Here is a 26,489-nt window from a genome sequence, read left to right on the forward strand (position 1 = left end):
GGTGCACGGGCCACACTGTCCCCCGTGAGACACGTCATCGCCCTCGATGTGGGCGGCACCGGGATGAAGGCCGCCCTGGTCGGGGCGGACGGCACCCTCCTGCACCAGGCGCGCCGCGCCACCGGCCGCGCGCGCGGTCCCCAGGCGGTCGTCGACGGCATCCTCGACTTCGCCGCGGAACTCCACGCCCACGGCGACCGGCGCCTCGGCGCCCCCGCCGTCGCCGCCGGGGTGGCCGTGCCCGGCATCGTCGACGAACGGCAGGGCATCGCCGCCTACGCGGCCAACCTAGGCTGGCGTGACGTACCGCTGCGCGCCCTGCTCACCGAGCGGCTCGGCGGCCTGCCTGTCGCCCTCGGCCACGACGTGCGCACCGGCGGCCTCGCCGAGGGCCGGATCGGCGCCGGCCGGGGCGCCGACCGCTTCCTGTTCGTGGCGCTCGGCACCGGCATAGCGGGCGCCATCGGCATCGACGGCCGGGTGGAGTCGGGCGCGCACGGCTTCGCGGGCGAGATCGGCCATGTCGTCGTACGCCCCGGCGGCACCCCCTGTCCCTGCGGCCAGCACGGCTGCCTGGAGCGGTTCGCCTCGGCGTCGGCGGTCAGCGAGGCGTGGGCCGCAGCGACCGGCGACCCCCAGGCGGACGCCGCGGACTGCGCGAAGGCGGTCGAGTCCGGCGACACCCGCGCCGCGCAGGTCTGGCAGCAGGCCGTCGACGCCCTCGCCGACGGGCTGGTCACCGCCCTCACCCTGCTGGACCCGCGCACGCTCGTCATCGGTGGCGGGCTCGCGGAGGCGGGGGAAACCTTGTTCACACCACTGCGCGACGCGGTCCAGCAGCGCGTCACCTTCCAGAAGCTGCCGACGATCATCCCCGCGGCCCTCGGGGACACCGCGGGTTGCCTGGGAGCCGGCTTGCTGGCCTGGGATCTCCTCGACTCCACCGACCGTACGGAGGTAACGACCTGATGGCCGCCGACCCAGGGGCGCGGGGAACTGCGCGACCAGCCCCCACGCACCCGCAGACGCCTCCCGACGTCTCGATCCTCACAGGTGCCCGCGTAGTTCTCCCCACGGGAGTCGCCGACGACGGCCAGGTGGTCGTCCAGGGTGGTCGCATCGCCGCCCATGCCCCGGCCGGCGCAGAGGTGATCGACCTCGCCGGCCACTGGATCGTGCCCGGCTTCGTGGACATCCACAACCACGGCGGCGGCGGAGCCTCCTTCACCTCGGGCACCGTCGACGAGGTCCTCCACGGCATCCGCACCCACCGCCTGCACGGCACGACGACGCTGGTCGCCTCCGCGGTCACCGGCGACATGGACTTCCTCACCCACCGCGCCGGCCTGCTGTCCGAGCTGGCCGAGCAGGGCGAGATCGCCGGCATCCACTTCGAGGGCCCGTTCATCTCGCCGTGCCGCAAGGGCGCACACTCCGAGGAGCTGCTGCGCGACCCGCAGCCGGCGGACGTGCGCAAGCTGATCGACGCGGCACGCGGCCAGGCCAGGATGCTGACCCTCGCCACCGAACTGCCGGGCGGCATCGACTCCGTACGGCTGTTGGTGGAGCACGGCGTGATCGCGGCGGTCGGGCACACGGACGCGACGTACGAGCAGACCGTCGAGGCCGTCGACGCTGGCGCGACGGTCGCCACGCACCTCTTCAACGCGATGCCCGCGCTCGGCCACCGCTCCCCCGGCCCGATCGCCGCCCTGCTGGAGGACGAGCGCGTCACCGTCGAGCTGATCAACGACGGTACGCATCTGCACCCGGCCGCCCTGGAGCTGGCGTTCCGTCACGCGGGCGCTGAGCGGGTCGCGTTCATCACGGACGCGATGGACGCGGCCGGCTTCGGCGACGGCCGCTACATGCTGGGCCCGCTGGAGGTCGAGGTCAGCGAGGGCGTGGCCCGGCTGGTCGAGGGCGGCTCGATCGCCGGCTCCACGCTCACCCTGGACCGGGCCTTCAAGCGGGCGGTGACGATCGACCGGATCCCGGTCGAGGACGCCGTACGGGCCCTGTCCGCCAACCCGGCGCGGCTGCTGGGGATGGACGACAGGATCGGCTCCCTGGAGCCCGGCAAGGACGCCGACCTGGTGATCCTGGACGCCGGCTTCGAACTCAAGGGCGTGATGCGCCGGGGAGAATGGGTGGTCGGTCCCCAACTGGACTGAATGTTCCGCCAGTAGAGAGACGGTGGCCGCCCCGGGGGCTGGGCGGTCCGCCGTCTGTTTGGCATGATCGACCCTCCGGAAAACGAGAAACACACCCTCGGGGGAGGTCGGCACGGGTGATCCTCACGGTCACGCTGAACACCGCTCTCGACATCACCTACCGCGTACGGTCCCTGCGGCCCCACGCCACCCACCGCGTCTCGGAGGTGACCGAACGCCCCGGCGGCAAGGGCCTCAACGTGGCTCGTGTGCTGGCCGCGCTCGGCCACGAGGTGACGGTCACCGGGTTCACCGGCGGCGGCACCGGGAGGATCGTCCAGGAGCGGCTCGCGGCCACGCCCGGCGTGGTCGACGCGCTGGTCCCGACCGGCGGCGCGACCCGGCGCACGATAGCGGTGGTCGACGAGCGCACCGGCGACACGACGCAGCTCAACGAACCCGGCCCGGCGATCACGCCGCCCGAGTGGTCCGCCTTCCAGGAGGCCTACGAGGACCTGCTCGCGCCGGCCTCGGCGGTCGCCCTGTGCGGCAGCCTGCCGCCGGGGGTGCCGGTGGGCGCGTACGCGGGCCTGATACGCGCCGCCCGCGCGGCGGGCATACCCGTGCTGCTGGACACCAGCGGCGAGCCGCTGCGCCGGGGGGTCGCCGCCCGGCCCGACGTCGTCAAACCCAACACCGACGAACTGGCCGAACTCACCGGCTCGCACGAGCCGTTGCGCGGCGCCCAGGCCGCCCGCCGGCGCGGGGCCCACGCGGTCGTCGTCTCACTGGGCCCGGAGGGCCTGCTGGCGGCCACCGCGGAGGGCACCTGGCGTGCGACCCCGCCGGCCCGGGTGCACGGCAATCCGACCGGAGCCGGTGACTCCGTCACGGCGGGCCTCCTGGCCGGGCTGGTCGAACGCCGACCGTGGCCGGAGCGCCTGGCCCACGCGGTCGCACTCGCGACGGCCACGGTGCGCGCCCCGGTCGCGGGCGAGTTCGACCTGGGGACCTACGAGGAACTGCTGGGGCGGGTCGCGGTGACCGGGGAGGTCAGCGCGGCCTGAGCGCCGGGCGTGGCTACTCGACCCAGCCCTTGACGAGCCACACCTGGTCGAGGTTGGCGTCGCACTGGTTGCCCTGCTCGCAGGAGATCTTGACGGTGTTCGTGCCCTTGTTGAGCTCGACGTAGTTGTACGTCCGCGTCCAGCCCTTGGCGTAGTCGCCCTCGGCGGCGTTCGCGTAGTTCTTCATCTTGACCGGCGCGGACGAGGCGGTGCCGTTGACCGTGAGGGTGGCGTCGGCGTCCTTGCCCGGTACGCCGTAGCCGACGTACAGGGTGTACTTGCCGGAGTCGGGGATGCCGTTGACGGTCCAGGTGACCGAGGCGCCGACGGCGTTGAAGCCCGTCACGTAGACGCCGCCGTCGGCCTTGGCGCCCTCGATGTCGGACGCCGTGGTGGCGCCGCCGCCGAGCTGGAGGGCCTTGGCGTCGATCGTCGGCAGGTCGACCTCGCTGTCCGCGCTGCTCTCCCCGGACGGGGTGGACTCCGCGCTCTGCGAGGTGGACGGGGCGACGGTCGGGTCGTCGCCGGCGTTCTTGTCGTCGTCGCCGCCCAGCATGGCCACGCCGATGCCGATGACGACCGCGGCGACCACCGCGATCGCGCCGATCAGCAGGCCCTTGGTGTTGGGTCCGCGACCGCGGCCGCCGCCGCCCGAGCCGTGCCCGGGCATCGGCGACTGGGTGGTCTGCGCGCCGCCCGGGAACGTCTCGGGTGCGGCGTAGTGCGCGTTCGGCCGGCCGTAGGTGCCCTGCGGCTGCTGCGGCGGCACGTTCGGCTGCCCGTAGGCCTGCTGACCGTACGGCCGCTCGCCGACCGTACGCACCCTGCTGACCGAGTTCGGGTAGCCGTAGCCGCCGGACGGGGGCTGGGCGCCGTTGGCCTGACCATCGGCGTAGAGGTAGCCGAACGGGTCGTCGTCCTCGGGCGTGCTCGCGCCGTTGTTGCCGGGCGTCATCCCTTGGTACTCCTCAACAGGTGCGGAACGGATGCGTACGTGTGGTGAGAATGGCGAGCCTACCCGCTCCCGGTGGCCCAAACGGGTGACCCGGGTCGCATCACCCCACCGACCTGCGGATCATCCCGCGCGTCGATGTTGTTTGGGACGAGACCGTTTCTCGACGTACATCCGTTCATCGGCGGATTTCAGCACCTCGTCCGCCGTCATGCCGCAGTGCGCCCAGCCGATGCCGAAACTCGCCCCGACCCGTACGGCCCGGCCCTCGGCCCGGATCGGCTGGATGATCTCGTTGCGCAGCCGTACGGCGAGGTCCTGGGCGTCGGCCCGGCCGAGCCCGTCGGCGAGGATCACGAACTCGTCGCCGCCGAGCCGGGCGACCGTGTCGCCGTCGCGGACGCCGTTGCCGAGCCGCCGGGCGACCTCGATGAGCACCGCGTCGCCCGCGTTGTGCCCGAACCGGTCGTTGATCGACTTGAAGCCGTCGAGGTCGCAGAAGAGCACCGCGAGCCCCTTGGTGCCGTCGTCCTGTTCACCCTCGGGGGCGACGGTGTGCACATGGTGGTCGTAGACCTCGTACGAGTCCCCGCCGCCCGGCACGAAGTCGAAACCGTGCCCGCCGGCGTCGTAGACGGGGTGCTCGAAGGCGGCGTCCTGCGACTCGAAGGCGCCGTGGTAGCCGGTCTGCGGGCGCTGGCAGAGCCGGGCCGCGAGGCGGGAGCGCAGCTCGGCGGAGTTCGGCAGGCCGGTGAGGGAGTCGTGGGAGGCGCGGTGGGCGAGCTGGAGCTCGCGGCGCTTGCGCTCCTCGATGTCCTCGACGTGCGTGAGCAGGAAGCGGGGGCCGTCGGCGGCGTCGGCGACGACGGAGTTGCGCAGGCTGACCCAGACGTAGGTGCCGTCCCGCCGGCCCAGGCGCAGCTCGGCCCGGCCGCCCTCGGCGGAGGTGCGCAGGAGCGTGCCTATGTCCTCGGGGTGGACGAGGTCGGAGAAGGAGTAGCGGCGCATCGCGGACGCGGGACGGCCGAGGAGGCGGCACAGGGCGTCGTTGGTGCGGAGTATGCGGCCGTGCTGGTCGCCGCCCATCTCGGCGATGGCCATGCCGGAGGGGGCGTACTCGAACGCCTGCCGGAAGCTCTCCTCGCTCGCCCGCAGGGCCTGCTGCTCGCGCTCCAGGCGGACCAGGGCGCGCTGCATATTCGCGCGTAGACGCGCGTTGCTGATCGCGATGGCGGCCTGGAAGGCGTACATCTGGAGCGCCTCGCGGCCCCAGGCGCCGGGCCGGCGGCCGTTGCGCGGGCGGTCCACGGACAGGACGCCGATCAGCTCGCCGGACGCGGGGCCGCCCTGGGCGCCGGGCGCGTACATCGGGGCGAAGAGACGGTCGGAGGGGTGCCACTCGTCCTCGAAGCGCGGCGCGGGCCCCTCGGTGTACCACTGCGGGACGTCGTCGTCGTCGAGGACCCAGCCCTCGGTGTGCGGTATGAAGACGAGGTCGCCCCACTGCTCGCCCATGCCCAGCCGGCGCTCCCAGGACTCGCGGGAGCCGGCACGGCCGGTGATGAGCGCCTCGGCGGCGGGGTTGCCGGAGAAGGCCGCGACGACGAGGTCGCCGTCGGGGCGTACGAGGTTGACGCACGCCAGCTCGAAGCCGAGAGCGCTGACGACCCCGTTCGCGACCGTCTGCAGTGTGTCCGCCAGGCTGCGGGCCGTGTTCATGTCGGCCATGACCTCGTGCAGTTGCCGCAGGGACGCAAGGCGGACGTACGGCTCCGACTCGGTCTCCATGCTCGCCCTCCCCCCGAGTTCTCGCAGCGAATCAAGGGTTCTCTTCGGCGCCCTTTTCTGAGTGGTGCCCTTACAGCTTCCGGTACAGCTTCCCGCCACTGAATCACAGCGCGCTGCCCACTCGGTACACAGGGTCAACAATTAATGCCCCTTGTGACTCAAGTCACAGTAGAAGATGAACAATTGAGTGGAGTTTCTGCGTTTTTCCCGTGCGTTTAACGAACGCAAAATATGTGCGAGTGTCCATCAAGTGTCCATCGCCGCCCGGCAGGGACCATTGCCGTCCGTCGCGGTCCGTCGCAGGTCCTAGGACCGCCTTCGGGCCGAGGTCCGATGCGGCGCGCACGCACCGGAGATTAGCGTTTCCGGTGTGCCGAACACACACGCAGCCGCGCCGCCCGTCACTGTTCCCGCCCAGCCCGCCCCGGCATCGCCCGTTGGGCATGCTGTGGGGGTGACCGACGACGAGTTCCGTGCCGCGATGTCCCGGCTGGCCGCAGGGGTGGTCCTGGTGACCGCGTGCGAGCCCCCGCTCGACCCCGACGACCCGCAGGCGCCGGTCGGCGAGGACGTCGGCATGACGGCGACGGCCTTCATGTCCGTCTCCCTCGACCCGCCCCTGGTCATGGTCAGCCTCCGGGACGGCTCCCGCATGGACGACCTGCTCGACGAGCAGCCCCAGTGGGCCGTCTCCGTCCTCTCCGAGAGCCAGCGGCACATCGCCGGCCGGTTCGCCATGAAGGGCCGCATCAGCGACCGCCTGCTGTTCGAGGACATCCCGTACGTCCGCGGCCAGGTGACCGGCGCGCCGCTGGTGGGCGGCGCGCTGGCGACGCTGGAGTGCCGGACGGAGCAGCGGGTTCCGGCCGGGGACCACACGCTGGTGATCGGGCGGGTCCTGACGGCTCGGGTGCCCAGTGCGGACGGCGGTCCGCTGATGTACTTCAAGGGGCGGTACCGGCACCTGGGGTGAGCCGCGGCGGCCTTCGCCCGCCGCCGGCCGGGCCGCTACGCCACGGTGACGTCGATCCGGGACAGCCGTTCGACGTCGCTGACGATCTCGATGACGGCGATCCGCTCCCGTACGAAGGTGAAGCGCAGCACCTGCACCAGCCGCTGCCCGTCGTCCGAGAACACCACCAGCCCCGGGGCCCCGTCGAGCAGGGCGTGCCGGGCGACGCGGGCGAGGTGCGCGAAGCGCGTGGCGCCGGACGCGACCGCGGCGGCCCCGATGGTCACGCCGGTCTCGCCCCGGGCCGTGACATCCGGGTCGAGCACTCGCAGCAGCCCGTCGAAGTCGCCGCCCCGCGAGGCGGCGAGAAAGGCGTCGACGACCGCCCGTTGCCGCGCGAGGTCCGCGCCGGGCGCCGGAGCCCCCTGCACCCGCCGCCGCGCCCTGCTGACCAGCTGCCGCGCCGCCGTCGGCGTCCGTCCCACGATGGTGGCGACCTCCTCGTAGGGCACCGCGAACATGTCGTGCAGCACGAAGGCGAGCCGTTCGGCGGGGGTGAGCGTGTCGAGCACGACCAGCAGGGCGATACCCACGGAGTCGGCGAGGAGGGCGTCGTACTCGGGGTCGGGGACGCCGGCCGGGGTGGCGGCGGGGACGGGGGCGCCGGTGTCCAGGGACTGCTCCAGCGACTCCTCGGCACGGGACTTGCGGGAGCGAAGCATGTCGAGGCAGATCCGTCCGACGACGGTGGTGAGCCATCCCCCGAGGTTGTCCACCTCACGCGTGTCGCTGCGGCTCAGCCGGAACCAGGCCTCCTGCACGGCGTCGTCCGCCTCGGCGAGGGAGCCGAGCATGCGGTGGGCGACGGCACTCAGATGCGTGCGGTGCGCCTCGAAACGCTCGGCAAGGAAGTCGTGTTCGCCGCTCATGGTCCCGTTCACCAGCCCTCGTCGTGGATGCCCTCGGGACCATGACGGAGGGCGTGCGGAAAATGTGACGGGAGGCCTCGGGCCAGGGAGCGGAATCTCCCGCCGGGCGGGTCGGGCGCCGCTGTATTTTTGTTCAGTACATGCTGACCAATTGTTTAGTAGCCATTGCTCACTCACCATCGCAACGACTGCTCGGCCACACGCACAACCACTGATCGTTTCGTATTACACACTGACCTTTGGTCAATGCACACCGACCGTTGGTCAATGCCAGTCGCGGCCGGTCCGCCCCCGCTTGGTATCGGACCGCTGCTTCTTCTCCCGGAGCCGGCGTTCGTTGATGCCGCGTGGGACACGGGTCGGTCTGCGGGGCTTGGGCGGGGGCGCGGTGGCCTCGGCGAGGAGGGCCGCGAGGCGCACGGCGGCGGCTTCGCGGTTGCGCCACTGGGAACGGTGCTCGGAGGCGCGGACGGTGACGACCCCGTCGACGAGCCGGCCCTCCAGCCGCTCCAGGGCGCGCCGCTTCCACACCTCGGGCAGGGCCTCGGTGGCGGCGAGGTCGAAGCGCAGCTCCACGCTGGTGTCGCTGGTGTTGACGTGCTGGCCACCGGGCCCGGACGAGCGCGAGAAACGCCACTGGAGCTCGGTCTCGGGCAGTGAGACGGAGCCGCGGATGACGTGAGGACGACCGGACATGACTGACATGTTCCCGCCTGGACGGGGTCGGAGTCACCCGAATATCGTCACCGGACGCGGCAGCCGGGTAAAGAAAGTAAAGCGCGGGGAACCCTTGGCACCACCCCCGGCGTTCATAGGGGTAGCTGTAGCTTCAGCAACGGCACCGCATAGCGCACGCTTCGAGGGAAGGAACTCCCGACCATGGCTGTAAGCCTGTCCAAGGGTGGCAACGTCTCGCTCACCAAGGAGGCTCCGGGCCTGACCGCCGTCACCGTGGGCCTCGGCTGGGACGTCCGGAGCACCACCGGTACCGACTTCGACCTCGACGCGTCCGCGATCGCGGTCAACTCGCAGGGCAAGGTCTTCTCCGACCAGCACTTCGTCTTCTTCAACAACAAGCAGACCCCGGACCAGACGATCGTCCACACGGGTGACAACCGCACGGGCGAGGGCGCGGGCGACGACGAGCAGATCAACGTCAACCTGGTCGGCCTCCCCGCCGACATCGACAAGATCGTCTTCCCGGTCTCGATCTACGACGCGGAGAACCGCTCGCAGAACTTCGGCCAGGTCCGCAACGCCTACATCCGCATCATCAACCAGGCCGGCGACGCGGAGATCGCCCGCTACGACCTCTCGGAGGACGCGGCCACCGAGACCGCCATGGTCTTCGGCGAGCTCTACCGCAACGGCGCCGAGTGGAAGTTCCGCGCCGTGGGCCAGGGCTACGCCTCGGGTCTGGTGGGCATCGCCCAGGACTTCGGCGTGAACGTCTGAGCGACGGCCACACCGACAGCCTGACCACCGGGCCCCCCAGCGACTGCGCTGGGGGGCCCGGGGCGTGCGTGGCCTCATCGCCGTGCGGGCTTCCCCTCCCCGTACAGCCACTCCTCCCAGACGCCGTCGAAGTTCTTCTCGGGCGCCCGTTCCTCGACGTATCTCGTGAAGTCCTCCGTGCTCGCGTTTCCGTGGCGGTGGGCCGTGGCCCAGTCGCGGAGCAGGGCGTCGAACGCGGTGTCGTCGGCGAGGGTCTGGCGGATCCTGTGGAGGACCATCGCGCCGCGGCCGTAGACCGGGCGGCCGGAGATGTGCTCGGCGCCCGGGGGATTCGCGGGCGGGAAGAGCCAGACGGCCGCGTTCTCCTCGGGAGTGCTGTAGCGCGTTCCGGCATGGAGCTCGTCGAAGGTGTGCTGGGCGGTGTCACCGCCGTGGTCCTCCGCCCACAGCCACTCCGCGTACGTCGCGAAGGCCTCGTTGAGCCACATGTCCTGCCAGGACTCGGGGCTGACGGAGTTGCCGTACCACTGGTGGGCGATCTCGTGGACCAGGAGCGGGACATCGGGGGTGCCGGGGAAGAAGGGGCGGGTCTGGGTCTCCAGGGCGTAGGCGGCGTCCCCCGGGCGGGCGACGATCGCGCCGGTGGAGGCGAAGGGGTACGGGCCGAAGCGGTCCTCCGCCCAGGCGAGCACCTCGGGGATACGTGCCAGGACCTCGCGGCTCGCGGCGGCCTCGGCCGGGTCGACCGCCGTGTACACGGGCAGGCCGTCCGGGGTCGCCGTGCGGCCGATGTCGTAGCGGCCGACGGCGAGGGTGGTGAGGTAGCTCGCCATGGGCCGGTCCGTGTGCCAGTGAGTGGTCGTGCGGCCGTCGGTGGTGCGCTCGCTGCGCAGCTCGCCGTTGGAGACCGCTCGCAGGCCCTTCGGGACGGTGACCTCGATGTCGTACGTCGCCTTGTCCGAGGGGTGGTGGTTGCCGGGGTACCACGCCATCGAACCGACCGGCTCGCCCAGCGCCAGCGCGCCGTCCGCCGTCGGCAGCCAGCCCTCCTCCGAACCGTCCGGGTCGGTGATCGTCACCGGGCTGCCGGAGTAGCGGACCGCCACACGGAAGCTACGGCCCTCGGTGAGATCGTCGTGGGGACGGACGGTCAGTTCCTGCCCGGCGCGGTTCCAGCGGGCGGCGGTGCCGTCGACGGTGACCTTCTCGACGCGCAGTCCCCGGAGGTCGAGGTTGAAGGCGGAGAGGTCCTGGGTGGCACGGGCGGTGATCGTCGTACGGGCGGTGAGGTGGCGGGTGCCGGGCGTGTAGGACAGGGCCAGGTCGTAGTGGGTGACGTCGTAGCCGCCGTTGCCGGCCTTCGGGAAGTACGGGTCGTGCAGGCCCGAGCCGCCGGGGGCGCCGCCCTCGACGCCGGTGCTCGCACACGCGGTCAAGGCGAGCGCGAGGAGGGCGGCGGGGACAACCGGTGCGAAACGGAACACGTCATTGATCCTACGAGTGGCGTGACACCATCGCGTACGTGCTCGACATCGGCTACGCCCTCTCCAACCGCTTCCCGGACCCGCCCCAGACCGACTACCGCCGCGCGGACGTACACGCCCTGCGGCACGACCTGTTCTGCGGTGACGTCTATCTCGCCGAGACAAAGTCGGACCGGGAGCTGTCCACAGCCTGGGGATGGGTGCCGGTGCTCGACTTCGCGTGGGCGCTGTGCGACATCGTCGAGCAGCTGGACCGCGACCCGGCCGGCTCCCGCGCCTCGCGCCCCCAGCACGCGGAGCTGGACTTCACCGAGTCCACCGACCGTCTGCTCTTCGAGCGCCGCTTCGGCTGGGTCGACGTGGAGGCCGACTGGCAGCCGGCCGAGGAGCCGCCGCTCACCTTCTCCCACACCGAACTCCGGCGCGAGGCACGCGACTTCCTGCACGATCTGGTCGCCGACCTGTGCGACCTGCACGAGGACCTGGCGGAGAACCCGGCGATCTGGTCGTTGCAGGCGAGGTTCCCGAGGGTGCCGTGACGCCGGGAGGGGCGGCGCCTCCGACGCGCCCTCCGCCCGGCCGACCCCGCAGGTCACGTCACCCTCTCAGGTCCCCCACCCCCGAAGGCCACCGACTCCCCCGCACGCCGTTACCCCACTTCCACCCTGATCCCCAACGCCCCCGCCAGCACCGGCGCCAGTTCCACCAGTTGGCCCGCGCTGATCACCGCGCCCGACAGGCGGTCCACCCCCCGCGTGATCTCCAGGGGCACCGCCCCACGCAGGTCCACGTCCGTCAGGGTCGCCGTGCTGAAGTCCGCCCCCTTCAGCGCGCAGTCCGCGAACTCGACGCGCTCCAGCGACGCGCCTCCGAAGTCCGGCTCCACCAGGACGCACCCCTCGAAGACCACGTCCTTCAGCCGGGCCCCCCGCAGGTTCAGATAGTCGAGCTTGCCGCCCTGGATCAGGACGCGTTCCAGCACGGCACCGTGCAGTTGCGTACCGCCCAGGCGGGCGTCGCGCAGCTCGACGTCGCGCAGGGTGGCCTCCGCCAGGTTCGTCCCCACGCCGCGCGGAGCGGTGAGCACCGAGTCCAGGAAGCGCGCCCGGTGCAGTCGCGTCTCGTCCAGCGCGCACCCCGTCAACGCGCAGTCCATGAAGCGGGCGCCCCCGCCGTCCTGCCCGCCCAGCTCCGCGTCCCGGAACGCCAGCCCGTCGTAGTCCCCGTCCGGCTCCAGACCACCCCCCTCGTACGCCTCCAGCCCCGGGAGCCGCAGCTCCGGTCGCCGTGCCGCCTTCACGCCGCCCGCCACTCGCCTCACCATGCCCACCATCCTGCACCCCACCACTGACACTCGCCCTGAGCTGCGAAGACGCGCCGCCTCAGGGGCTGAAGACGCCCTCACCTCAAGGACAAGCGCCCCGGCTCCCGCCCTCGATGTCACATTCGGGGCCCGGCCTCCCGTCGTACTCCCGGAAACAGAAAGGCGAACCCGAGCAAGGGAGACCGACCCATGCCCCACCTCACCGTCGTCGGCGGCGGCTTCGCCGGCCTCACCGCCGCCATCACCGCCGCCGAAGCGGGCGCCAAGGTCACCGTCCACGAAGCCCACCACACCCTCGGCGGCCGGGCCCGCACCGCGCAGGGCCCGTACCGGACGAACGAGGGTCCGCACGCCCTCTACAAGGGCGGCCCGCACTGGACCTGGCTCGCGCGGCGCGACCTGATCGGCCCCCTCGCTCCCCTCCCGCCGCTGGAGGCCACCCGGCTGCGGCTACGCCACAAGGGCGTTCTGCGCCGCGTCCCGCCCCTCGGCATGCTGAAGCTGCTGCGCCGCCCCGCCCGGCGGGCCCCCGTCGACGTCGACTTCCTGACCTGGGCCACAGAGCAGGTGGGCGAGGAGGGCGCGCGGGCCGCCGCCCACTACGCGGCCGTCGCCCTCTTCCACCACGACCCCGGCGTCCTGTCCGCCGCGTTCGTGCACGAACGGCTGCGCCGTTCCACCGCGTTGCCGCCCGAGGCGCACTATCCGCGCGGCGGCTGGGCGAGCCTCGTCGACCGGATGGCCGCCCGCGCCTGGAACCTGGGCGTGCGCATCGAGACCCTGTCCCGCGTCAGCACCCTCCCCACCGACGCACCGGTGATCGTCGCCACCTCCCTCGACGCCGCCCGCCACCTCCTCGGCGACGACTCGCTGACGTGGCCGAGCGGTCGTACCACCCTCATCGACCTCGCCGTACGCACCCGCCGCGGCGACCCCTTCGTCGTCAGCGACCTGGACGCGACCGGCTGGCTCGAACGCTTCACCGCGCAGGACCGCACCCTCGCCCCCGCCGGCGAGCAGCTCGTCCAGGGCCAGATCCCGATCGCCCCGCACGAGTCCCGCGCCGACGGCATCGCCCGCGCCGAGCAGTTGCTCGATCTCGCCTACGACGGCTGGCGCGACCGCGTCACCTGGCGGCGCGAGGCGCTCGCAGGCGGCCGTACCGGCGCCGTCGACCTGCCCGGCACCACCTGGCGCGACCGGCCCGCCGTGGACCGGGGCGACGGTGTGTACCTGGCGGGCGACCAAGTCGCCGCGCCCGGCGTCCTGTCGGAGGTGTCCTTCAACAGCGCGCTGACCGCCGTGTCCCTGGCGCTCGGGCAGCAGGGCCCTCGATCACTTGACCTCAAGCATGCTTGAGGTTGAACAGTGGCGGAGACAGCCATCCGCCCGCCCCAGGGGGACCCCATGCACGCCATCCGCCTCCACGCCTTCGGCCCCGCCGCGAACCTCACCGCCGAGGAGGTCGACGATCCCGTACCGGCCCCCCACCAGGTCCGTATCGCCGTCGCAGCCGCCGGCGTCCACCTGCTCGACGCGGCGATCCGCGCCGGCCACGCCGGGCCCGGCCCGGCGCCCACCCTGCCCACGATCCCGGGACGCGAGGTCGCCGGCGTCGTCGAGTCGCTCGGCGAGGGCACCGACGACGCATGGCTCGGCAAGCGTGTCGTCGCGCACCTGGGCTTCGTCCCCGGCGGCTACGCCGAACTCGCCGTGACCGACGCCGGCCGTCTGCACGAGGTCCCGGCGGGTCTCGGCTTCGCCGAGGCCGTCGCCATGATCGGCGCAGGGCGTACGGCGATGGGCATCGTGCAGTTCGCCGAACCGGGCCCGGGCGACGTGGTCGTGATCCCGGCGGCCGCCGGCGGTCTCGGCACCCTCCTCGTGCAGTACGCCAAGAACGCGGGGGCCACCGTCGTCGGCCTGGCCGGCGGCCCCGAGAAGACGGAGCGGGTCGCCGCGAACGGCGCCGATCTCGCCGTCGACTACCGGGACCCCTCCTGGCCGGAGAAGGTCAGGGCGTACGACGGCAAGGTCACGATCGTCTACGACGGTGTCGGCGGCGACATCGCCCGTACGGCCGTCGGTCTGCTCGCCCCCGGCGGCGGGCACGTGGTCTTCGGCTGGTCCGCCGAGGGCATCGCCGGCGAACCACTGGTCGTGGAGGGGGTGACCGTGCAGGTCCTGGGCCCGGCGATGCTGGAGAAGGCGGGCGGCCCGAACCCGATCCGCACCCTGGAACTCCGGTCCATCGCCGAGGCCGCCGCGGGCCGGCTGAGACCGGCCGTGCACCGCTTCCCGCTCGCCGAGGCCGCCGCCGCGCATCACGCGCTGGAGAACCGGGGCACCACCGGCAAGGTGGTCCTGGAGCCCTGACCGCGACTGCCGCACCGGACGGGCCCGACGGCAAAGACCTGACCAGGAGGGGCGTGGCATCCGGTGCGGTAGGTCATGATTCATGGTCTTCTGTCCGCGTGACCGAGCCTCGGACGAGTAACCCCACAGCTTCCGCGGAGACCGACCCCCACCGCTGGTGGGGGCTGGTGGTGATCGCCCTCGCCCAGCTGATGGTCATCCTCGACTCGACGATCGTCAACATCGCGCTGCCGTCCGCCCAGGACGAGCTGGGGATGTCCGACGGCAACCGCCAATGGGTGATCACCGCGTACACCCTCGCCTTCGGCGGTCTGCTGCTGCTCGGCGGCCGGATCGCCGACCTCGTCGGCCGCAGGCGCACCTTCGCCTTCGGGCTGGTCGGCTTCGCCGCCGCCTCCGCGCTGGGCGGCGCCGCCGTCAGCCCGGGGATGCTGTTCGGCGCGCGGGCGCTGCAGGGCGCCTTCGCGGCCGTGCTGGCACCGTCCGCGCTGAGCCTGCTCGCCACGACGTTCACCGACCCCAAGGAGCGCGGCAAGGCCTTCGGCATCTTCGGCGCCCTGGCCGGCAGCGGCTCCGCCATGGGCTTCATCGTCGGCGGGCTCTTCACCGAGTACCTCAACTGGCGCTGGTGCCTCTTCGTCAACACCCCCATCGCGATCCTCGCGCTGATCGGCGCCTTCGTCGTCCTTCGCGACCGCCCCGGACGCCCGGGAGCCCGCCTCGACGTCCCCGGTGTGCTGCTCGGCTGCTCGGGTCTGGCCGCGATCGTCTACGGGTTCAGCGAGGCCGAGTCGCACGGCTGGGCCGACCCGTTCGTCCTCGGCCTGCTCGCGGTGGGGCTCGCGCTGCTGGTGGCCTTCGTCTGGTGGCAGGCCAGGGCGCCCATGCCGCTGCTGCCGCTGCACATCGTCAAGGACCGCAACCGCGCGGGCTGCTTTCTGACGATGATGCTGGCCATCATGGGCATGTTCGGCCTGTTCCTCTTCATGACCTACTACCTGCAGAGCGTCCTGGGCTACTCCCCGGCGCGGGCGGGCCTGGCCTTCGTCCCCCTCACGGCCGCGACTGTCATCGGCTCCACCCAGATCGCGGGCCGTCTGCTCCCGTACGTCCAGCCGCGCGCCCTGATGGCCCCGGGCATGGTCCTGTCCGCGACCGGCATGGCGTTCCTCACCCGGCTCACCGTGGACTCGGCGTACGTCGTCGAGATCCTCCCGGGCCTGCTCCTGGTGGGCCTCGGCATGGGGCTGACGTACATGCCGGTGTTCGCCACGGTGACGGCCGGGGTGGCCCCGCAGGACTCGGGCGTCACCTCGGCGACCCTCAACACCTCGCAGCAGGTGGGCGGTTCGATCGGTACGGCGCTGCTGAACACCATCGCCAACACCAGCACCGCCGGCTACCTCACCGCCCACCTCACCGCCTCCGCCCGGCCCGCGGAGGTGACCCGCGAGGCGGTCGTCCACGGCTACACGGTCGCCCTGTGGTGTGCCTCCGGCCTCATGCTGCTGGCCGGCGCGATCACGGCCGTGATGGTCACGGTGAAGCCTCCCAGGCGCGCGGCGCCGACGAAGGCGCCGGTCCCGGAGGCGGCCGGCTAGCGGCGCTTCAGGCCGCCCCGACCGCGGCGCGGCCGGCACCCCGCCGGTCGGCCGGTACACCGCCGGTCGGCCGGTACACCGTCCGGTCAGCCGGTACACCGTCCGTTCGGTCCCCGCCGCCCGCCCCTTCATGGCCCCGCGCGCGACCGGCAACCCCTTACGCGCTGTCCCGCAGCCGCCGCGCGATCTCCAGCTGCTCGGCCTGAACCGGCCGGCCGTCCTTGATCTCCCACAGGGTGTTCTGCAGCACGCGCGCGAGGGTCCAGGCGCGGGCACGCGCGCGCTCCAGGCCGAGTACGTCCGTCATGGCGTCGAACCGCCAGCGGACCTCCTCGGCCTCGAAGCGGTTGTCGATGGCGGGCAGCAGGTCGAAGCCGGGGTCGCCGGCGAGGGGCTTGGGGTCGATGGCGAGCCAGGGGGCGCGGTCGCAGGCGAGCACGTTCTCGAAGTGCAGGTCCCAGTGCAGGAGCCGGTCCCCCGGCTCGTCCGCCACCTCCCGTACGGCGGCGGCGCAGTCGGCGATCAGACGGCGGGCCTCCGGGTCCGGGACCCGTTCCAGCGCCCACGGCGTCCGCTCCAGCATCGCCCGCACGACGTCGCCGAGCCTGCGCATGCCCTCGGGGGCCGGTCCGGAGGTCAGATGGGCCAGCAGCCGGGCGAGGACCAGCACGGCCTCGCGTGCATCGGGCAGGTGGGACAGCATCCGGGCGGGGTCGAGGCGTTCGAGGAGCATCGTGCCGGTCGCCGGGTCGTGGTCCAGCAGCCGTACCGCCCCGTCGCCGTTCCACACCCGCAGCGCGACCGGCTCGCCCGCGCTCTCCTCGTCGAGCAGCTGCAACTTCAGCACCGCGCGCGTGCCGTCCGCTCGGACGACGGGCAGGACCAGCGCGGACACGCCGTACATCGACGGCCCGTCGATCCGCAGCTCCCAGCGGTCCAGGAACCCGGCCGCCAGTCGCGGCAGCGCGGCGATGAAGGCGCTGCCCTCCGCGCCGTTGTACATCGCCTGGGACGCGGCCAGTTCCCCGGGAACATCGATCACGGAACAGACCCTATGGACGGGCCGGGACCGCCTCGACCCCATTTCCCACCGGACCGCGCACCTCGTTGCCGACCCACCACGCTTCCAGCGCCGACCACCCTCGAAATCGACGAAATCCGAAGGAGACAGCCCCCGCACCCACGGGTAACGTCCCCGCCATGAGCAGCTCGGCAAGCAACGCCGTGAACGGCGGCGTCTCCTTCTGGTACGCCCAGGAAGGCTTCCCCGCGCCTCGAGAGCCCCTTGGCGGTGACGCCTCCGCGGACGTCGTGATCGTCGGCGGCGGCTACACGGGACTGTGGACGGCGTACTACCTGAAGAAGGCCGCGCCCTTCCTCCGTGTCACCGTCCTGGAGCAGAAGTTCTGCGGCTACGGCGCCTCCGGCCGCAACGGCGGCTGGCTCTACAACGGCATCGCGGGCCGCGACCGGTACGCGCGCGCACGGCCACGAGGCCGCCGTACGCCTGCAGCGGGCCATGAACGACACCGTCGACGAGGTCATCAGGGCCACCGGTGAGGAGGGCATCGAGGCCGGCGTCCACAAGGGCGGCGTCCTCGAAGTCGCCCGCACACCCGCCCAGCTGGCACGCCTGAAGGCCTTCCACGCGCACGAGCTGGCGTACGGCGAGAAGGACCGCGAGCTGTACGGCGCCCGCGAGACCGCCGAGCGGATCAGGGTGGCGGGCGCGGTCGGTTCCTCCTGGACACTGCACGGGGCCCGGATCCACCCGGTGAAGCTCGTGAGCGGCCTCGCGCGCGCCGTCGAGGCCCTCGGCGTGACCATCCACGAGTCGACGCCGGTCACGGAGATCCGCCCGAAGCGCGCGGTCACTCCGTACGGCACGGTCCGCGCGCCCTACGTGCTGCGCTGCACGGAGGGCTTCACGGCGTCCCTGAAGGGCCAGAAGCGCACCTGGCTGCCCATGAACTCCTCCATGATCGCGACCGTGCCGCTCGGCGCGGAGCAGTGGAAGGCGATCGGCTGGGAGGGCCGCGAGACGCTCGGCGACATGGCCCACGCCTACATGTACGCCCAGCGCACCGCCGACGGCCGGATCGCGCTCGGCGGCCGCGGAGCGCCGTACCGCTTCGGCTCACGCACGGACAACGACGGCCGCACCCAGGAGGCCACCGTCGTGGCGCTGCGGGAGATCCTGGAGCGCTTCTTCCCGACGCTGACCGGCGTCCGCATCGAGCACGCCTGGTCGGGCGTCCTCGGCGTACCCCGCGACTGGTGCGCCACGGTCACCCTGGACCGCGCCACGGGCCTCGGCTGGGCGGGCGGCTACGTCGGCTCCGGCGTCGCCACCGCCAACCTCGCCGCCCGCACCCTGCGCGACCTGGTCCAGCTCGACTCCGGCGAGGGCACCCGCACCGACCTGACGGACCTGCCCTGGGTCGACCACGTGGTCCGCAAGTGGGAACCGGAACCGCTGCGCTGGCTGGGCGTCCACGGCCTGTACGCCACCTACCGCACCGCCGACCGCCGCGAACTCACCACACACGGCACCGAGTCGTCCCGCCTGGCCCGATTGGCGAACCGGGTGGCGGGACGCGACTGAACCGGACCGTCGTGCCACGCCGACGTCACCCATGGATGCCGAACGCCCCGGACCGATCACCGGCCGGGGCGTTTGCGCTGTTCAGCGCGGAGCCCCCTGTCGGATTCGAACCGACGACCTTCGCTTTACAAGAGCGGCGCTCTGACCAGCTGAGCTAAGGAGGCCTGCACGCGCGCGTGACGGCGTGCCCGAGCAGTGTACCCAGCTCCCACCGCTGCCCTGTCGAAAATTTCCGCGAAGTTCACAGGGGCTGGACTACTGACAGAACACGTGAACGCGGGGTACCGTCCTGACCCAGTTCACTCACGTGGACTAAACCACCACCTTCCTACAACGGATCGTCCGGCACGTTCCTGCCGGTAGAAGGGGGCCCATTCACCATGGCCACCGTTTCGTTCGACAAGGCGACCCGGATCTACCCGGGTTCCGACAAGCCCGCCGTCGACGCACTCGACATCGAGATCGAGGACGGAGAGTTCCTCGTCCTGGTCGGTCCGTCCGGCTGCGGCAAGTCCACCTCCCTGCGGATGCTGGCCGGTCTGGAGGACGTGAACTCCGGCGTCATCCGCATCGGCGACCGCGACGTCACGCACCTGCCGCCGAAGGACCGGGACATCGCCATGGTGTTCCAGAACTACGCGCTCTACCCGCACATGAGCGTCGCCGACAACATGGGCTTCGCGCTCAAGATCGCCGGCGTCAACAAGGCGGAGATCCGGCAGAAGGTCGAAGAGGCCGCGAAGATCCTCGACCTCACCGAGTACCTGGACCGCAAGCCCAAGGCCCTCTCCGGTGGTCAGCGCCAGCGCGTCGCCATGGGCCGCGCGATCGTCCGTGAGCCGCAGGTCTTCCTCATGGACGAGCCGCTGTCCAACCTGGACGCCAAGCTCCGCGTCTCCACCCGCACGCAGATCGCCTCGCTGCAGCGCCGCCTCGGCATCACCACGGTCTACGTCACCCACGACCAGGTCGAGGCCATGACCATGGGCGACCGGGTCGCCGTGCTCAAGGACGGTCTGCTCCAGCAAGTCGACTCCCCGCGCAACATGTACGACCGCCCGGCGAACCTCTTCGTCGCAGGCTTCATCGGCTCCCCCGCGATGAACCTCGTCGAGGTGCCGATCGCCGACGGCGGTGTGAAGTTCGGCACGAGCGTGGTGCCGGTCGACCGGGACGCGCTCTCCGCCACCACCGACAAGACGGTCACCGTCGGCGTCCGTCCCGAGCACTTCGACGTGGCCGGCGCGGAGACCGAGCAGGGCCTCGCGATCACCGTGAACGTCGTCGAGGAGCTCGGCGCCGACGCGTACGTCTACGGCACCGCCCAGCTCGGCGACAACTCCAAGGACCTGGTGGTCCGCGTCAACGGCCGTGACGTCCCGGAGAAGGGCAGCACGCTGCACGTCGTGCCGCGCTCCGGCGAGACCCACGTCTTCTCGACCTCGACGGGCGAGCGTCTCTCCGACTGACCCGCCTGCAGGGCGGTCCGGGCGGTCCGGCCGGACCGGCCGACGAAACACCCAACCCGGGTAATTCACCCAGGTTGACGAATGGGGCCCCGCAGCCTGGCCGCGGGGCCCTTTTCCGTGTCGACAAATACCCCGGCACACTGGGCCATTTCGAGCAATGTGCGTCAACCCGGCACCCAGAGGAAGCCGCCACTTCGTCACCCGTACCGGTGACCAAATGTCGCCAAATCATTACCGGGCGCTACCCTCACTCGCGTGAAGCACTCCACCACCTCACAGATGCGACGCGGCCAGGGCCCCGCCCGCCGGATCGGCCGTTCCCTCGCCCTCGTTCTGCCCGTCGTCCTGGTGCTCTCCGGGACTCTCGCGGTCACGCGGGTCAACTGGTCGGGAGACTCCGAGAGCTCGGTGCTCACCGCAGCGGACGTCTCGGCCTCCGGACCCCACGCCCGCACCGCGCCCCGCGCTCCCCACGAGGTGCTGCGCGACCAGCTCCTCACCGAGCTCCAGGAGACCGACCCGGGCACCGCCCTCACCCACCTCCAGCAGGCGGTGGACGAGCGACCCTCGCTGGCCCGACACTGCACCACGATCGCCCGTGCCCTGGGGCGCGCCGCGGTCCGCATCTACGGCCCCACGCGCGCCCAGTCCTACTCCCGCCCCGTCTGCGACACCTCGTTCGCCTCGGGCGTCCTGGCGGCCCACGGCTGACCCCCTGGCGCCGGACGACACGTGAGCCCCGCCCCGGCCCCGACGGGCCGCAGGCGGGGCTCCCACTCCCCAGCACGACCCACCACGAGCCTCCTTCCCCCGGTCACATCCCGCCCGACCCACCGCCGCCCGGCACCCCCGCACGACCCACCGCCGACCCGGCACGCCCCGCACGAATCACCGTCGACCTCAGACGAGCCACCGTCAGCCCGACAACGTGCCGCCTCGACCCGCCCGGATTCGCCGCGCCCCTCAAAGACCGAACCACGACCCCGGGCGACCCGGCACAACGCTCCACCACCCCGCGCGACCCGGCACCAGCCACCACGCCCCACCCCCGCCCGACGGACAGCACACCACCCGCGCCAGGCCACGTGACGGGCCCCCTCAGCCAACCCACCGGGCGCCCGCCAGGCCCCCGGGATCACCGATGCCGGCGCCGCGTACAGTGCCGGGCATGACCGATCCGAACGCCGCCTCCCGTCCCGTCCAGGCCGTCATCCTGGCCGGAGGCCAGGGCTCCCGGTTGCGCCCCTACACCGACGACCGTCCCAAGCCGATGGTCGAGATCCCCGGCACGGGCACGCCGATCATCGGCCACCAGCTCACCTGGCTCGCCGAGGAGGGCGTCACCGACGTCGTGGTCAGCTGCGGCCACCTCGCCGAGGTGCTGCAGGAATGGCTGGACTCCGCCGACCTACCGGTCCGCGTCACCACCGTCGTCGAGACGGAACCCCTCGGCCGGGGCGGCGGCCTCAAGTACGCCGCCTCGCACCTCCCCCACCCCGATCGCGCCTGGTACGCCACCAACGGCGACATCTGGACCCGCTTCTCGCTGCGCGACATGGCGGACTTCCACACCGAGCGCGACGCCATAGCGACCCTCGCCCTGGCCCGCCCCCGCATCCCCTGGGGCGCGGTGCAGACGGACGGCTTCGGCCACATCACGGACTTCATCGAGGCCCCGCCGACGACGTACGAGGTCAACGCGGGCGTCTACGTCTTCTCGCCGGAGTTCGCCGGGCTGCTCCCGGAGCGCGGCGACCACGAGCGCACCACGTTCCCCCACCTGGCCCGCGAGCACCGTCTGGCCGGCTTCCCGCTCCCCCAGGGCTCGTACTGGCGCGCCATCGACACCGCGAAGGACCTCACGGAGGCCGCGAAGGAACTGGCCGCGCTGGGCCGTTGAGAGGGGGGCCGCCGAACGCCCGCCTCCAGTGAGCCGGTACACCGATGCGCCGGTACGACGACGGGGTCCCGCGCCTCACACGCGCGGGACCCCGTCGTCGTACCGAAGGGATCGGCCCAGGAGCCAAGGGGTGGAGCGCCTAGCCCAACAGCCCCCCGACCAGCCCCGGCTGCCCGGACGTCGACTCGCCGTCCCCGGACCCCGTACCGCCCGTGGATCCCGAACCGCCCGTCGACCCGGTGCCGCCGCCCCCGGACGTGGGACCGGCGCTGGTGCTCGGAGCCTCTTCCACCGGGGCCGACTGCTGCGGTGGCGCCTGCCCCGCCGTCCCCTGCGTCTGGCTCGGCGAGCCGCCGGTCACCGTGCCGGTGTCGCGGGTGGCGCCCGGTGTGGTCGCGGCGCCCGCGGTGGGCGCGGCCGAGGTCGCGCCCTGCGTCGGTGAGTCGGCCGAGGCCGACGGCGTGGTGCTCTCCCGGCGCTCGCCGGGCGTGGACGGCAGCGGCGAGCCGGGCAGTTCGTTGCGCGGCGCCTCGCCGGGGCCCGGGACGACCACGCGGTCGGAGTCCCGCACCGCGCCGCCGAGCAGCGAGCCGACCAGCAGCGTGAGCCCGGTGACGATCGCGGTGACGAGGGCGCCCCGGCGCAGCACGAAGCGCCGCAGCTCCCAGATGTCGGAGCGGGGGCCGAGTCGGCGCCAGGCCAGCCCGGCCAGCCGCCCGTCGATGGAGTAGACGGGCGCCCCGGCGATGATCAGCGGCGACCAGGCGGCCAGGTAGATGATGTCGGGGGCGTCGTAGGCGGGGACGCTCTTCCAGCTGACGGTGACGAGCAGCGCGGCGGAGAGCAGCGCGCCGCCCACCGCGGCGACCCGCTGCCAGCAGCCGAGGACCGTGAGCACGCCCACGATGACCTGTGCGAAGGCGATCACGAGTCCGGCGCCGACGGGGTGCTGGAGCGCGAACTGGCGTAGCGGCTCGGCGACTTCCCAGGGGTGCAGGGCGTTGAGCCACTTGACCATGGAGCCGCGGTCGCCGCCGTCGAAGTAGACGGGGTCGCAGAGCTTGCCCATGCCGGCGTAGATGGAGATGGCGCCGAGGAAGATGCGCAGCGGGAGCAGGACGACGCCGAGGTTCATCCGGCGGCCGGGGTAGTAGGCGTGCCGCGCGGGATCGTCGGCGTGCCGCCGGGAGCGCGTCTCGGTGCCCTCGTCGTCCGGCTCGTCGCTCTCCACGTCGTCGGCGTAGCCGTCGTCGAAGCGCTCCGCGGCGTAGGCCGGTTGGTCGTACGCGCCCTCGACGGTCCGCATGGACGGCAGCAGTCGGGTACCGGCGCCGTCGTGGGTGCGCTGGGCGCCGACGACGGGGGTCTCGACGGTCTGGTCGAAGTCGTCGTAACCGCCGTCGTAGCCGTCGTAGCCGTCGTAGCGGCCGTAACCGGGGTCGGTGTCGACGCGCGGGATGACCTGGGTGGCTCCGGTGTCGGCGGCGGCTTCCTCCGGATGACGGACGCCCGCACCGCGCACGGCCTGGAGCAGGCGGTGGGCGCCGGTGTCGTCGGGAGCGGACCGGCCGCTCCACACGACCGGGCGGCGGCGGGCCTCGCCGGCCTGCATGGCTCTGCCCGTCGTACCGACGACCGGCATGCGGGCGGTGTCCTCGGTGGCGCTCGAGTGCCGTGCGACCCGCGGCGACTGGGCGCGGCGCGAGGAGGCGCCCAACTGCACGCGGAAGCTGGCGTGATTGACGATGATCTGCGCCGGGTCGCTCGGCACCTTCACCATGCTCAGCGCGGGAGCGTCGTCGAATCCCGACGAGCGGTCCCCCGTGGGTGTGCGGGGTGTTCTGGTGTCCACACTCATCTAACCGAGTGACGCGTGTTTAGGACACTGCTTTGACCCGCCGGATCTGTCCGGACAGCGTCAAGCTTGCCCGGACCGCCCGGAATACCCCCGGCGGGTGACGATGCCGAACGAGTGTTCAGGCGCGCCGGCGCGCCGCCTCGTACAGCACGATCCCCGCCGCCACACCGGCGTTGAGCGACTCCGCGCCGCCCGGCATCGGAATGCGCACCCGGTGGTCGCACGTCTCGCCGACCAGCCGCGAGAGGCCCTTGCCCTCGCTGCCGACCACGATGACGACCGGCCCGCCCAGGGCTTCCAGCTCCCCGAGTTCGGCCTCGCCGTCGGCGGCGAGGCCGACCACGACGATCCCGGCCTTCTTGTACGCCTCCAGCGCGCGCGTGAGGTTGGTGGCGCGCGCGACCGGCGTACGGGCGGCCGTACCGGCGGACGACTTCCAGGCACCGGCCGTCATGCCGGCCGCGCGCCGCTCGGGTACGACGACACCGTGGCCGCCGAACGCGGAGACGGACCGCACGACCGCACCGAGGTTGCGCGGGTCGGTCACCCCGTCCAGGGCGACGATCAGCGGGTCCTCGCCCTCGTCGGCGGCGGCGTCGGCGAGGTCCTCGGGGTGCGCGTACTCGTACGGCGGCACCTGGAGGACGAGGCCCTGGTGGTTGAGCCCGTTCGTCATCCGGTCGAGTTCGGGGCGCGGCGCCTCCATGAGGTTGATGCCGCCACGCTCGGCCGCGAGCTGGAGCGCCTCGCGCACCCGCTCGTCGCTGTCGATGAACTGCTGGACGTACAGCGTGCTGGCGGGCACACCCTCGCGGAGCGCCTCGAAGACCGGGTTGCGCCCGACGACCAGCTCGGACGTCCCCTTGCCCCCGGCACGCCGCTGCTGCGGACGCCCCTGTGCGCGCCGCGTCTTCGCGGCGGCGGCACGCTGCTTGGCGTGGCCCTTGCGCATCTCGGCGGGGGGCGTCGGCCCCTTGCCCTCGAGGGACCGGCGCCGCTTGCCGCCGCTGCCGACCTGCGCGCCCTTCTTGCCGGACATGCGGCGGTTGTTCGCGGCCATGATCTACCTGTCTGTGGTGAGTAAGTACGTCTATGAAGTGTGCCGCCCGGATTCGCGGACGGGACACCGTTGTGCTGTCGCCTCAGCTGCCGCTCAGCGCGGGCCGAGGCTCCAGCGTGGCCCCTGCGGGCTGTCCTCGATGACCAGCCCGGACTGCCCCAGCTGGTCGCGGATGGCGTCCGCGGTGCCCCAGTCCTTACGGGCACGGGCCGCCTCACGCTGGTCAAGGACCAGGCGTACGAGGCTGTCGACCACGCCGTGCAGGTCCTCGCTGCGGTCGCCCTCGCCCGCCCAGTGCGCGTCCAGCGGGTCCAGGCCGAGGACGCCGAGCATGGCGCGGACCTCGGCGAGGCGGGCGACCGCGCTCTCCTTGTCGTCGGCGGCCAGGGCGCTGTTGCCCTGCCGGACCGTGTTGTGCACGACCGCGAGGGCCTGCGGCACTCCCAGGTCGTCGTCCATCGCCTCGGCGAAGGCGGGCGGCACCTCGGTGGCGGGCTCGACCGGACCGCCGGCCAGCTCCACCACGCGCTGCACGAACCCCTCGATCCGCGCGAACGCGGACTCGGCCTCGCGCAGGGCCTCCACGCTGTACTCGATGGTCGAGCGGTAGTGCGGCGTGCCGAGGTAGTAGCGCAGCACGATCGGCCGCCACTGCTTGACCATCTCGGACACCAGCACCGAGTTGCCCAGCGACTTGGACATCTTCTCGCCGCTCATGGTGACCCAGGCGTTGTGCAGCCAGTACTGGGCGAAGTCGTCACCGAAGGCCTTTGCCTGGGCGATCTCGTTCTCGTGGTGCGGGAAGATCAGGTCCAGGCCGCCGCCGTGGATGTCGAAGGCGCTGCCCAGGTACTTGTGCGCCATGGCCGAGCACTCCAGGTGCCAGCCGGGACGCCCACGGCCCCACGGGGTCTCCCAGTCGGGCTCGCCCGGCTTGGTGGCCTTCCACATGGCGAAGTCGCGCGGGTCGCGCTTGCCGGAGATGCCGTCCTCGGGGGGCTGGCGCATCTCGTCCAGATCCTGCCGGGACAGCTCCAGGTACGACGGCCAGGACCGCACGTCGAAGTAGACGCTGCCGTCGGCCTCGTAGGCGTGCCCGCGCTCCATGAGCCCGCGCATCATCTCGACCATCTCGGTGATGTGACCGGTGGCACGCGGCTCGTACGTGGGCGGCAGGCAGCCGAGCGCGCGGTAACCGTCGTTGAACGCGCGCTCGTTCTCGTAGCCGATGGACCACCAGGGGCGGTTCTGCTCCTCCGCCTTGCCGATGATCTTGTCGTCGATGTCGGTGACGTTCCGGACGAACGTCACCTCGTAGCCGCGGTAGTCGAACCAGCGGCGCAGGATGTCGAAGTTGAGGCCGGAGCGGATGTGCCCGATGTGCGGGGCCGCCTGCACGGTGGCACCACACAGGTAGATCGAGACACAACCCGGCGTGAGCGGGGAGAAGTCACGGATCTGCCGGGCGCTGGTGTCGTACAGGCGAATGGTCACCACTCCAGGGTAGTGGGCCGCG

The 26,489-nt window shown here is 72.2% G+C and carries 22 protein-coding genes, 1 tRNA gene and 1 pseudogene; 13 read left to right on the forward strand and 11 right to left on the reverse strand.

Going from position 1 to position 26,489, the window contains the following annotated elements:
• Positions 1-24: 24 nt before the first annotated feature.
• The 3 genes from ACFV6X_RS08735 to ACFV6X_RS08745 all read left to right on the forward strand — a co-directional run bounded on the left by ACFV6X_RS08735 (position 25) and on the right by ACFV6X_RS08745 (position 3,220).
• On the forward strand, positions 25-969 hold the full coding sequence (locus tag ACFV6X_RS08735; RefSeq protein WP_385379634.1) for an ROK family protein: 945 nt from the start codon (positions 25-27) through the stop codon (positions 967-969).
• Positions 969-2,174, forward strand: a complete 1,206-nt coding sequence (gene nagA, locus ACFV6X_RS08740) for an N-acetylglucosamine-6-phosphate deacetylase (protein ID WP_385379637.1) — start codon at positions 969-971, stop codon at positions 2,172-2,174. The genes ACFV6X_RS08735 and nagA overlap by 1 nt, the downstream gene beginning before the upstream one ends.
• Before the next feature lie 116 nt (positions 2,175-2,290).
• The gene (locus ACFV6X_RS08745) at positions 2,291-3,220 is read left to right on the forward strand and encodes a 1-phosphofructokinase family hexose kinase (RefSeq protein WP_385379640.1); all 930 of its coding nucleotides are present in this window, start codon (positions 2,291-2,293) and stop codon (positions 3,218-3,220) included.
• Between the two features lie 13 nt (positions 3,221-3,233).
• On the opposite strand, the gene ACFV6X_RS08750 is transcribed toward ACFV6X_RS08745, so the two are convergent.
• Positions 3,234-4,175: a CBM35 domain-containing protein gene (locus ACFV6X_RS08750; protein ID WP_385379643.1), complete on the reverse strand. Its 942-nt coding sequence runs from the start codon at positions 4,173-4,175 to the stop codon at positions 3,234-3,236.
• Between the two features lie 120 nt (positions 4,176-4,295).
• Positions 4,296-5,960 (reverse strand): diguanylate cyclase CdgB, encoded by a 1,665-nt coding sequence (cdgB, locus tag ACFV6X_RS08755; RefSeq protein ID WP_385379646.1) that lies wholly within the window; start codon positions 5,958-5,960, stop codon positions 4,296-4,298.
• A gap of 370 nt (positions 5,961-6,330) precedes the next feature.
• Here cdgB and ACFV6X_RS08760 point away from each other — a divergent pair, with 370 nt between their 5' ends.
• Positions 6,331-6,933 carry a flavin reductase family protein gene (locus ACFV6X_RS08760; RefSeq protein WP_385379649.1) on the forward strand — a complete coding sequence of 201 codons (603 nt, stop codon included), beginning with the start codon at positions 6,331-6,333 and terminating at the stop codon, positions 6,931-6,933.
• Between the two features lie 35 nt (positions 6,934-6,968).
• Here ACFV6X_RS08760 and ACFV6X_RS08765 read toward each other — a convergent pair whose 3' ends face one another.
• Together ACFV6X_RS08765 and arfB are read right to left on the reverse strand one after the other, a co-directional pair.
• Positions 6,969-7,841 (reverse strand): sigma-70 family RNA polymerase sigma factor, encoded by an 873-nt coding sequence (locus ACFV6X_RS08765; protein ID WP_385379652.1) that lies wholly within the window; start codon positions 7,839-7,841, stop codon positions 6,969-6,971.
• A 264-nt stretch (positions 7,842-8,105) separates the two neighbouring features.
• Positions 8,106-8,546, reverse strand: coding sequence for an alternative ribosome rescue aminoacyl-tRNA hydrolase ArfB (gene arfB, locus ACFV6X_RS08770; RefSeq protein ID WP_385379655.1), 441 nt, complete (start codon positions 8,544-8,546; stop codon positions 8,106-8,108).
• A 174-nt stretch (positions 8,547-8,720) separates the two neighbouring features.
• Here arfB and ACFV6X_RS08775 point away from each other — a divergent pair, with 174 nt between their 5' ends.
• Positions 8,721-9,296, forward strand: a complete 576-nt coding sequence (locus tag ACFV6X_RS08775; protein ID WP_385379658.1) for a TerD family protein — start codon at positions 8,721-8,723, stop codon at positions 9,294-9,296.
• A gap of 74 nt (positions 9,297-9,370) precedes the next feature.
• Here ACFV6X_RS08775 and ACFV6X_RS08780 read toward each other — a convergent pair whose 3' ends face one another.
• The gene (locus tag ACFV6X_RS08780) at positions 9,371-10,780 is read right to left on the reverse strand and encodes a M1 family metallopeptidase (protein ID WP_385379660.1); all 1,410 of its coding nucleotides are present in this window, start codon (positions 10,778-10,780) and stop codon (positions 9,371-9,373) included.
• A 38-nt stretch (positions 10,781-10,818) separates the two neighbouring features.
• Here ACFV6X_RS08780 and ACFV6X_RS08785 point away from each other — a divergent pair, with 38 nt between their 5' ends.
• The gene (locus ACFV6X_RS08785) at positions 10,819-11,319 is read left to right on the forward strand and encodes a hypothetical protein (protein WP_385379662.1); all 501 of its coding nucleotides are present in this window, start codon (positions 10,819-10,821) and stop codon (positions 11,317-11,319) included.
• 110 nt (positions 11,320-11,429) lie between these two features.
• Here ACFV6X_RS08785 and ACFV6X_RS08790 read toward each other — a convergent pair whose 3' ends face one another.
• Positions 11,430-12,104: a pentapeptide repeat-containing protein gene (locus tag ACFV6X_RS08790; protein ID WP_385379665.1), complete on the reverse strand. Its 675-nt coding sequence runs from the start codon at positions 12,102-12,104 to the stop codon at positions 11,430-11,432.
• A gap of 189 nt (positions 12,105-12,293) precedes the next feature.
• On the opposite strand from ACFV6X_RS08790, the gene ACFV6X_RS08795 reads away from it, so the two are divergent.
• The 3 genes from ACFV6X_RS08795 (at position 12,294) to ACFV6X_RS08805 (ending at position 16,081) form a co-directional block, all read left to right on the forward strand.
• On the forward strand, positions 12,294-13,463 hold the full coding sequence (locus ACFV6X_RS08795; RefSeq protein ID WP_385379668.1) for an FAD-dependent oxidoreductase: 1,170 nt from the start codon (positions 12,294-12,296) through the stop codon (positions 13,461-13,463).
• A gap of 48 nt (positions 13,464-13,511) precedes the next feature.
• The gene (locus ACFV6X_RS08800; protein WP_385379671.1) at positions 13,512-14,480 is read left to right on the forward strand and encodes a zinc-binding dehydrogenase; all 969 of its coding nucleotides are present in this window, start codon (positions 13,512-13,514) and stop codon (positions 14,478-14,480) included.
• 98 nt (positions 14,481-14,578) lie between these two features.
• Positions 14,579-16,081, forward strand: a complete 1,503-nt coding sequence (locus ACFV6X_RS08805) for an MFS transporter (RefSeq protein WP_385379674.1) — start codon at positions 14,579-14,581, stop codon at positions 16,079-16,081.
• Between the two features lie 157 nt (positions 16,082-16,238).
• Here ACFV6X_RS08805 and ACFV6X_RS08810 read toward each other — a convergent pair whose 3' ends face one another.
• Positions 16,239-17,165, reverse strand: a complete 927-nt coding sequence (locus ACFV6X_RS08810; protein WP_385379677.1) for an aminoglycoside phosphotransferase family protein — start codon at positions 17,163-17,165, stop codon at positions 16,239-16,241.
• Positions 17,166-17,281: 116 nt separating this feature from the next.
• On the opposite strand from ACFV6X_RS08810, the pseudogene ACFV6X_RS08815 reads away from it, so the two are divergent.
• Positions 17,282-18,686, forward strand: a pseudogene (locus tag ACFV6X_RS08815) (NAD(P)/FAD-dependent oxidoreductase).
• A gap of 90 nt (positions 18,687-18,776) precedes the next feature.
• On the opposite strand, the gene ACFV6X_RS08820 reads toward ACFV6X_RS08815, so the two are convergent.
• Positions 18,777-18,850 (reverse strand) — tRNA-Thr (locus tag ACFV6X_RS08820).
• A gap of 216 nt (positions 18,851-19,066) precedes the next feature.
• Between ACFV6X_RS08820 and ACFV6X_RS08825 the strand changes: the two genes are divergently transcribed.
• The 3 genes from ACFV6X_RS08825 to ACFV6X_RS08835 all read left to right on the forward strand — a co-directional run bounded on the left by ACFV6X_RS08825 (position 19,067) and on the right by ACFV6X_RS08835 (position 22,055).
• Positions 19,067-20,155: an ABC transporter ATP-binding protein gene (locus tag ACFV6X_RS08825; RefSeq protein ID WP_385379679.1), complete on the forward strand. Its 1,089-nt coding sequence runs from the start codon at positions 19,067-19,069 to the stop codon at positions 20,153-20,155.
• 255 nt (positions 20,156-20,410) lie between these two features.
• Entirely contained in the window at positions 20,411-20,866 is a 456-nt protein-coding gene (locus ACFV6X_RS08830; RefSeq protein ID WP_385379682.1) for a hypothetical protein, read from the forward strand.
• A 457-nt stretch (positions 20,867-21,323) separates the two neighbouring features.
• Positions 21,324-22,055, forward strand: a complete 732-nt coding sequence (locus ACFV6X_RS08835) for an NDP-sugar synthase (RefSeq protein WP_385379685.1) — start codon at positions 21,324-21,326, stop codon at positions 22,053-22,055.
• Between the two features lie 139 nt (positions 22,056-22,194).
• On the opposite strand, the gene ACFV6X_RS08840 is transcribed toward ACFV6X_RS08835, so the two are convergent.
• The 3 genes from ACFV6X_RS08840 to cysS all read right to left on the reverse strand — a co-directional run bounded on the left by ACFV6X_RS08840 (position 22,195) and on the right by cysS (position 26,467).
• Complete coding sequence (locus ACFV6X_RS08840) at positions 22,195-23,913, reverse strand: DoxX family protein (protein ID WP_385379688.1); 1,719 nt, start codon at positions 23,911-23,913, stop codon at positions 22,195-22,197.
• Positions 23,914-24,031: 118 nt separating this feature from the next.
• A complete protein-coding gene (gene rlmB / locus ACFV6X_RS08845) occupies positions 24,032-24,973 on the reverse strand; it encodes a 23S rRNA (guanosine(2251)-2'-O)-methyltransferase RlmB (protein ID WP_385379691.1) in 942 nt (313 codons plus the stop codon).
• Positions 24,974-25,066: 93 nt separating this feature from the next.
• Entirely contained in the window at positions 25,067-26,467 is a 1,401-nt protein-coding gene (gene cysS / locus ACFV6X_RS08850) for a cysteine--tRNA ligase (RefSeq protein WP_385379693.1), read from the reverse strand.
• Between the last annotated feature and the right edge of the window lie 22 nt (positions 26,468-26,489).

This window comes from Streptomyces sp. NPDC059861 (assembly GCF_042731435.1).
Classification (GTDB): domain Bacteria; phylum Actinomycetota; class Actinomycetes; order Streptomycetales; family Streptomycetaceae; genus Streptomyces.

Excerpts from the sequence above, each read along its gene's own strand:
- ACFV6X_RS08765 (WP_385379652.1), bottom strand. The coding sequence starts at position 7,841 with ATGAGCGGCGAACACGACTTCCTTGCCGAGCGTTTCGAGGCGCACCGC.
- ACFV6X_RS08795 (WP_385379668.1), top strand. The coding sequence starts at position 12,294 with ATGCCCCACCTCACCGTCGTCGGCGGCGGCTTCGCCGGCCTCACCGCC.
- ACFV6X_RS08825 (WP_385379679.1), top strand. The coding sequence starts at position 19,067 with ATGGCCACCGTTTCGTTCGACAAGGCGACCCGGATCTACCCGGGTTCC.
- rlmB (WP_385379691.1), bottom strand. The coding sequence starts at position 24,973 with ATGGCCGCGAACAACCGCCGCATGTCCGGCAAGAAGGGCGCGCAGGTC.
- arfB (WP_385379655.1), bottom strand. The coding sequence starts at position 8,546 with ATGTCAGTCATGTCCGGTCGTCCTCACGTCATCCGCGGCTCCGTCTCA.
- cdgB (WP_385379646.1), bottom strand. The coding sequence starts at position 5,960 with ATGGAGACCGAGTCGGAGCCGTACGTCCGCCTTGCGTCCCTGCGGCAA.
- ACFV6X_RS08800 (WP_385379671.1), top strand. The coding sequence starts at position 13,512 with ATGCACGCCATCCGCCTCCACGCCTTCGGCCCCGCCGCGAACCTCACC.
- ACFV6X_RS08835 (WP_385379685.1), top strand. The coding sequence starts at position 21,324 with ATGACCGATCCGAACGCCGCCTCCCGTCCCGTCCAGGCCGTCATCCTG.
- ACFV6X_RS08840 (WP_385379688.1), bottom strand. The coding sequence starts at position 23,913 with ATGAGTGTGGACACCAGAACACCCCGCACACCCACGGGGGACCGCTCG.
- ACFV6X_RS08790 (WP_385379665.1), bottom strand. The coding sequence starts at position 12,104 with ATGGTGAGGCGAGTGGCGGGCGGCGTGAAGGCGGCACGGCGACCGGAG.
- ACFV6X_RS08810 (WP_385379677.1), bottom strand. The coding sequence starts at position 17,165 with ATGGGGTCGAGGCGGTCCCGGCCCGTCCATAGGGTCTGTTCCGTGATC.
- ACFV6X_RS08775 (WP_385379658.1), top strand. The coding sequence starts at position 8,721 with ATGGCTGTAAGCCTGTCCAAGGGTGGCAACGTCTCGCTCACCAAGGAG.
- ACFV6X_RS08750 (WP_385379643.1), bottom strand. The coding sequence starts at position 4,175 with ATGACGCCCGGCAACAACGGCGCGAGCACGCCCGAGGACGACGACCCG.
- nagA (WP_385379637.1), top strand. The coding sequence starts at position 969 with ATGGCCGCCGACCCAGGGGCGCGGGGAACTGCGCGACCAGCCCCCACG.